The sequence below is a fragment of the Staphylococcus sp. HMSC62A08 genome (assembly GCF_001839105.1).
GTDB lineage: Bacteria > Bacillota > Bacilli > Staphylococcales > Staphylococcaceae > Staphylococcus > Staphylococcus caprae.
In genome coordinates this window covers 27,091-33,285 of sequence record NZ_KV840036.1, presented here as the reverse complement: position 1 = coordinate 33,285, position 6,195 = coordinate 27,091, and the positions used below count along the sequence as shown (strand labels likewise).

The window sequence follows — 6,195 nt, the reverse complement described above, 5'->3', positions numbered from 1 at the left end:
CACGCGCTGGTTCGAATCCAGCTAGCCCAGTTATTGGCGGCATAGCCAAGTGGTAAGGCAGAGGTCTGCAAAACCTTTATCACCGGTTCAAATCCGGTTGCCGCCTCCATGTTAATTAAGCGGGAGTAGTTCAACTCTTAGAACACATTCCTTCCCGGAATGAGATATAGGTGTAAGTCCTATCTTCCGCTCCATCAAATATTTTATATTAAGCGGGAGTAGTTCAACTCTCAGAACACATTCCTTCCCGGAATGAGATATAGGTGCAAGTCCTATCTTCCGCTCCATTAAATTTTATATTAAGCGGGAGTAGTTCAACTTTTAGAACACGTTCCTTCCCGGAACGAGGTATAGGTGTAAGTCCTATCTTCCGCTCCATAGTATACTTCCAGAGGGAAGTTTTTTATTTATCTATTGAGCCGGTGTGGCGGAATTGGCAGACGCGCGGGACTCAAAATCCCGTTCCTTTTTTGGAGTGTCGGTTCGATCCCGACCACCGGTATTATTTTATATACTTTTAGGAACTTTTAGAGTGAGAATGTTGTTAAATCAACGTTTTCACTCTTTTTTTATTCATTTAGACACATATAGGCATTATTTTTTGGTCACATCGTGGTCACAAAACTATTAATTTAAGATTAATTTTGGTCACAAATTTTCAATCAATTTTAGTGCTTTTTTATTGTCTTGTTCGTATGTTTCTTTTAATAAATGTCCGTAATCTTTTAATGTTACGTTTATAGATGAGTGGCTAATCTTTTAGAGATATGATATATATTTAATCCCTCATGTATGAGCATAGAAGCGTGTGTATGTCTAAATGCATGACTAGTTAAATTTCTATGTATATTTAATTTGGAACATGCTTCTCTAATAGATTTATTAACAGAAGAGTTAGTTATTTGTTTATCATTGTTTATAAAAACATATCCCTCAATAGATGAAGTGTGATGATCAATGTAATTAAGTAATAACTTTATTAAAGATTTAGAAACTGAAACATATCTAGGTGCAGATTTATTTTTGGTACTGTTTAAAAATATTTCTAACTTTAATTCTGTAAATCATTTAATTGCTTATTACATGATATTACTTAGTTTTGTTAATTTCATGTTGTAACTTTCTTCAAAAAATAAGGTAGACTAAGCTACCTTATTACTTTGTTTATTTTTTTTCTAAACTTACTGAATACATGTGATTAAGAATTAAAATTTGTCCACTTTTCAATGTAACAGCGCCTTCTGTATCATATGGTCGGTCTGAATCTTTGCCTACAAGAATGTATTCTTTGTCTAGACTACCGTCTCTATTAAATATTTTGAAATTTCCTCCTATATCATGGCTAAATGTAGTGTAAATTTTATACTTACCAGGTTTAACATCTTTACCAACAATCCATACGCCTGTGGAAATTGGATTTGTAAATGTTTGATGTTTTGGTTTAAAAGTAGTTAGTTCAGCTTTATCAAGATTAATTTTGTCTCCTTCCATTAAATAAGTTGTAATAGTTGGAGTTGTTGCATTATCTAATGTACCGTAATCTTTTCCGAATTTTTCTTCAAATGACCAGTCTTCTACAGTTTTAATTTCAATATAACCTTTATTATTTTTTGATGAAATCGTATAGTGACCTGGTTCGAGATCTTTACCTACTTCATATGAACCATCTTTTAATTCCACAGTTTTTGGCGGATACATTTCTTTTTTATTTCTTTCGTTAATATGATGGAAAAAGATAGTTAAAACTAAAAATATTATTGTTAATACTAAAGTTATACTAGTGCTTATCACATAAGGTTTAATACTTTTCTTATTAACCTTGCTAATGATAAGTAGAATGATTAATACTACAGTAGATACTGCAAAAATGATTAATAGTGTAAAGAATAAATATAATAACATTGATGTCACTTCCTAGATGTTGAAATTTAAAAAAATTATTACTTAAGATAAGACTTTCTATTTTATAAGTGTTCTTCTTGTATTTAATATTAATATCATCGACCAACTCCTATTAGAGGTTAAATAGTGCATGTTTTTTATAAAAAAGAGAACACACCTATACTAATAGTTATTTATTAGTAAATGAGCGTTCTCTTTATTTATCGCTATTTCATTTGCTTTTTATGTATTCTATGAAATTTATAATTTCTTTCATTTCTTCTTCAGTAACATCGGGAGTTATATAAGCTGCTATTGCATTTTTGGTTACAATACTATGTTCTTCAGTCAATTCCGATTTAGGAACGTTAAAATAATCAGCCAATAATTGTATTCTCTTAATTCTGGGATATTTGATTTCTTTTATCCAATTAGAGATTGTAGGTTGTGTTACTCCTATTGTTTCAGCTAATTCTTTTTGGTCTACGTTTTTATTTCTCATTAATCTTTGAAGATTTTCAGAAAAAATTGTTCTAGCACTTTTAGCACTCATATTAAAACTCCTTATTAGCATAAGAATTTAATATCAAATTAGCACGTCCAAGAAATAATTACAACAACTTAATTAAAATTATATAAAATAAGTTGTTTAAATTTATCGAAACTTTAAAAGATAGCTATTATTTTAATTTTTTCTTCACAGGAATAAATAATTCCAAAGTTTCTTTAACTCATTGGTCTTGCTTGAATAAATTCTATAATTCTGCCTTTCAGAAGTAAAAGGGCTTACTATCTAATCATTTTTATAATTCTCAATATACAGTTTCAATAATTAGTTATTGTTTATCTGGTTTATCTATAATACTATTAATCTAATGTGATATTTGGAGGATTCAGAATGAGTAATTCGCATGTTAATGGAAAGTCTTTTTTTAATAATATATTAAATGCTGTAGGTGCTGGAGTTGTCATTGCACTTTTGCCTAATGCTTTGTTAGGAGAATTATTAAAGTTCTTTAAGGAAGGGAACCATTTATTAGAAACTGTATATCAGCTTGTCATTGTTATTCAGTCATTTATGGCATTTATTATTGGTGTATTAGCTGCACATCAATTTAAATTTAAAGGTGCTGGTGCAGCAATCATTGGTACGTCAGCAATGCTTGGTTCCGGTGTTGTTCATTTTAGTAATAAAGGAATTGAATTAAAAGGTATTGGAGATATCATCAATGTTATTGTAGTAGTTGCATTAGCTTGTTTTATTTACATGTTCTTAGAAGGAAAGCTAGGTTCATTTGAAATGATTATTCTTCCAGTTTTAGTCCCAGTCATAAGTGGAGTCATTGGGTTACTTACTTTGCCGTATGTACAAGTGATTACTCAATCAATTGGAAGAGTTGTGAATGGATTTACCGAGTTAAATCCTTTGTTAATGTCTATACTAATATGTGTAACTTTTTCTTTATTAATGGTTACACCAATTTCACTAGTGGCTATCGCTACAGCAATTAGTTTGACTGGTTTAGGTAGTGGGGCAGCGAATATGGGAATTGTTGCCGCATGTGTCACATTCTTATTCGGATCTTTGAGAGTGAATTCAATTGGAGTGAACTTAGTGTTATTAATTGGTGCTGCGAAGATGATGATACCTGTTTATTTAAAGCATCTCATTATCGCTATTCCTCTAACTGTGAATGGCATTATTTGCGGAATTGTAGCATACGTATTAAATATTAAAGGAACGCCTTTATCAGCAGGGTTTGGATATACTGGTTTAGTCGGACCAATTAATGCACTTAATCGTATGTCAGGAGACACGTCTTTTAATATCATCATGCTCATCATTGGTTATTTTGTCGTGCCTTTTACTGGAGCATTTATTGTTCATCATTTATGTAAGAAATTTATTCATTCTTATAGTGATGAAATTTACCAATTTGAAATACCTAAAGAATAATAAGATGAGCTAGAAAGCAATGTGTTCAACATAAACGTTGAGACATTGCTTATTTTTTTGCCTTAATTTTCAGAAAAAGAATTGCATAAAAATAAATATTTATGTATAATAATGTATATTTATTAAGGAGGGCTCATTAAGTATGAACAAAACTTTCAAAATAATTATAGTCATCGCTATACTTATAAGCTCTGCAATGATATACATAAATCCTATTGCTAGTGCTAAAGAAGATTCAAATTGGAACAAAATTAAACAACGTGGAGAAATAAGAGTGGGGTTATCAGCAGATTACGCACCTTTAGAATTTGAGAAAACAGTCCACGGCAAAACTGAATATGCGGGTGTAGATATTGAGTTAGCTAAGAAAATAGCAAAAGATAATCACTTAAAATTAAAAATTGTGAATATGCAATTTGATAGCCTCTTAGGTGCTTTGAAAACTGGAAAAATAGACATCATCATTTCTGGTATGACAACAACACCTGAAAGAAAAAAAGAAGTTGATTTTACAGAACCATATATGATGACAAATAATACGATGTTAGTTAAAAAATCAGAAAAAAATCAATACAAAAGTTTAAAAGACTTTGACGGCAAAAAGATAGCAGCTCAGAAAGGGACAGAACAAGAGAAAATTGCTCAAAATGAAATCAATAATGGTCAAATCTCTTCTTTAAGTCGTTTACCTGATGCGATATTAGCATTGAAAAGTGGTAAGGTTGTCGGTACCGTTATTGAGAAACCAGTAGCCGAAGCTTATTTAAAACAAAATCCTGAGTTAGATTTTGCAGATGTTAAATTTAATGAAGAAAAGAAACCTACGTGTATTGCTTTACCAAAAGATTCACCAGAGTTACTTAAACATCTTAATCAAACAATTGATGAAGTTAAAAGTAAAAACCTAATCGATAGTTATATGAATAAAGCTGCTGAAGATATGCAAGATGATGGTAACTTCTTTACTAAATATGGAAGTTTCTTTATTAAAGGTATTAAAGATACAATTCTCATTTCATCTATTGGGGTCATCTTAGGTTCAATCTTAGGTGCATTGATTGCTTTAATGAAATTAAGTAAATTTAAACCTTTATCTTGGTTAGCAAGTATATACATTGAATTCTTAAGAGGAACACCAATGCTAGTTCAAGTTTTTATCGTCTTCTTTGGAACAACTGCGGCGTTAGGACTAGATGTGTCAGCACTTATATGCGGAACCATTGCACTTGTGATTAACTCCTCAGCATATATTGCTGAGATTATAAGAGCAGGAATTAATGCAGTTGATAAGGGACAAACAGAAGCAGCAAGAAGTTTAGGTTTAAATTATAGTCAAACAATGAAATTTGTGGTCATGCCACAAGCAATCAAAAATATATTGCCTGCTTTAGGAAACGAATTTGTAACGCTTATTAAAGAATCTTCAATCGTTTCAACAATTGGTGTTGGAGAGATTATGTTTAATGCACAAGTTGTGCAAGGTATTTCATTCGATCCGTTCACGCCTTTAATCATTGCCGCAGTCCTTTACTTTATTTTAACGTTTGCACTTTCACGCATCATGAGTTTAGTCGAAGGGAGAATGAAGGCTAGTGATTAAAATTAAAAATTTAAACAAAACATTCGGACATAACGAAGTACTTAAGGATATTAATTTAGAAGTGAAACAAGGAGAAGTTGTAGCTATCATTGGGCCATCAGGTAGTGGTAAAAGTACGTTGCTACGTTGTATGAATTTACTCGAAACGCCAACAAAAGGGCAAGTCATTTTTGAAGGTAATGATTTAACTGAAAAGAACGTTCATTTGGACGAATTAAGACAGAAAATGGGAATGGTCTTCCAAAGCTTTAACTTATTTCCACATAAAAAAGTAATTGAAAATATCATGCTAGCTCCTAAGCTTTTACATAAAGATAATCAAGGCACAATTAAAGAAATAGCTTTAAATTTACTAGACAAAGTTGGATTAAAAGACAAAGCAGAGGCTTATCCTAATCAATTATCTGGAGGTCAAAAACAGAGAGTCGCGATTGCGAGAGCTTTAGCAATGAAGCCAGACGTGCTTTTATTTGATGAGCCGACATCTGCTTTAGACCCAGAAGTTGTTGGTGATGTATTGAAAGTAATGAGAGATTTAGCCAAGGACGGTATGACGATGGTTATTGTCACGCATGAAATGAACTTTGCTAAAGAAGTCAGTAATAAAGTAGTATTTATGGCAGATGGGGTGGTTGTCGAATCGGGCTCGCCAGTTGATATATTTGAACACCCTCAACACGAAAGAACACAAAACTTCTTATCACGCGTATTATAATATATAAATACTTTTTAAGTAGGGCAGAATTTTGAAATCATT

General features: G+C 31.6%; 6 protein-coding genes and 5 tRNA genes. 8 read left to right on the top strand and 3 right to left on the bottom strand.

The features are described from left to right. Positions 1–35: 35 nt before the first annotated feature. The 5 genes from HMPREF3264_RS05595 (at position 36) to HMPREF3264_RS05585 (ending at position 502) form a co-directional block, all read left to right on the top strand. Positions 36–109 (top strand) — tRNA-Cys (locus HMPREF3264_RS05595). Positions 110–119: 10 nt separating this feature from the next. Then, a tRNA-Gly gene (locus tag HMPREF3264_RS12795) sits at positions 120–194 on the top strand. An 18-nt stretch (positions 195–212) separates the two neighbouring features. Further along, positions 213–287: transfer RNA gene (locus HMPREF3264_RS05590), tRNA-Gly, on the top strand. Between the two features lie 16 nt (positions 288–303). Further along, positions 304–378 (top strand) — tRNA-Gly (locus HMPREF3264_RS12790). A 40-nt stretch (positions 379–418) separates the two neighbouring features. Continuing rightward, a tRNA-Leu gene (locus HMPREF3264_RS05585) sits at positions 419–502 on the top strand. Between the two features lie 235 nt (positions 503–737). Here HMPREF3264_RS05585 and HMPREF3264_RS12925 read toward each other — a convergent pair. The 3 genes from HMPREF3264_RS12925 to HMPREF3264_RS05575 form a co-directional block, all read right to left on the bottom strand. Next, positions 738–1,043: a tyrosine-type recombinase/integrase gene (locus HMPREF3264_RS12925; protein ID WP_306460900.1), complete on the bottom strand. Its 306-nt coding sequence runs from the start codon at positions 1,041–1,043 to the stop codon at positions 738–740. A 121-nt stretch (positions 1,044–1,164) separates the two neighbouring features. After that, positions 1,165–1,902 carry a hypothetical protein gene (locus HMPREF3264_RS05580; RefSeq protein ID WP_002443584.1) on the bottom strand — a complete coding sequence of 246 codons (738 nt, stop codon included), beginning with the start codon at positions 1,900–1,902 and terminating at the stop codon, positions 1,165–1,167. Between the two features lie 211 nt (positions 1,903–2,113). Beyond that, entirely contained in the window at positions 2,114–2,434 is a 321-nt protein-coding gene (locus tag HMPREF3264_RS05575) for a helix-turn-helix domain-containing protein (protein WP_002443581.1), read from the bottom strand. A gap of 345 nt (positions 2,435–2,779) precedes the next feature. Here HMPREF3264_RS05575 and HMPREF3264_RS05570 point away from each other — a divergent pair, with 345 nt between their 5' ends. The 3 genes from HMPREF3264_RS05570 to HMPREF3264_RS05560 all read left to right on the top strand — a co-directional run bounded on the left by HMPREF3264_RS05570 (position 2,780) and on the right by HMPREF3264_RS05560 (position 6,153). Next, positions 2,780–3,838: a PTS sugar transporter subunit IIC gene (locus tag HMPREF3264_RS05570; protein ID WP_002443579.1), complete on the top strand. Its 1,059-nt coding sequence runs from the start codon at positions 2,780–2,782 to the stop codon at positions 3,836–3,838. A gap of 142 nt (positions 3,839–3,980) precedes the next feature. Continuing rightward, positions 3,981–5,438 (top strand): ABC transporter substrate-binding protein/permease, encoded by a 1,458-nt coding sequence (locus HMPREF3264_RS05565; protein WP_070872364.1) that lies wholly within the window; start codon positions 3,981–3,983, stop codon positions 5,436–5,438. Continuing rightward, a complete protein-coding gene (locus HMPREF3264_RS05560; RefSeq protein ID WP_002443573.1) occupies positions 5,431–6,153 on the top strand; it encodes an amino acid ABC transporter ATP-binding protein in 723 nt (240 codons plus the stop codon). Before HMPREF3264_RS05565 ends, HMPREF3264_RS05560 begins: the two co-directional genes overlap by 8 nt. The last annotated feature ends 42 nt before the right edge of the window (positions 6,154–6,195 follow it).

What these genes read in the sequence shown, in the direction of transcription:
- HMPREF3264_RS05580 (WP_002443584.1), bottom strand. Translation starts at nt 1,902, where the DNA reads ATGTTATTATATTTATTCTTTACACTATTAATCATTTTTGCAGTATCT.
- HMPREF3264_RS05575 (WP_002443581.1), bottom strand. Translation starts at nt 2,434, where the DNA reads ATGAGTGCTAAAAGTGCTAGAACAATTTTTTCTGAAAATCTTCAAAGA.
- HMPREF3264_RS05570 (WP_002443579.1), top strand. Translation starts at nt 2,780, where the DNA reads ATGAGTAATTCGCATGTTAATGGAAAGTCTTTTTTTAATAATATATTA.
- HMPREF3264_RS05565 (WP_070872364.1), top strand. Translation starts at nt 3,981, where the DNA reads ATGAACAAAACTTTCAAAATAATTATAGTCATCGCTATACTTATAAGC.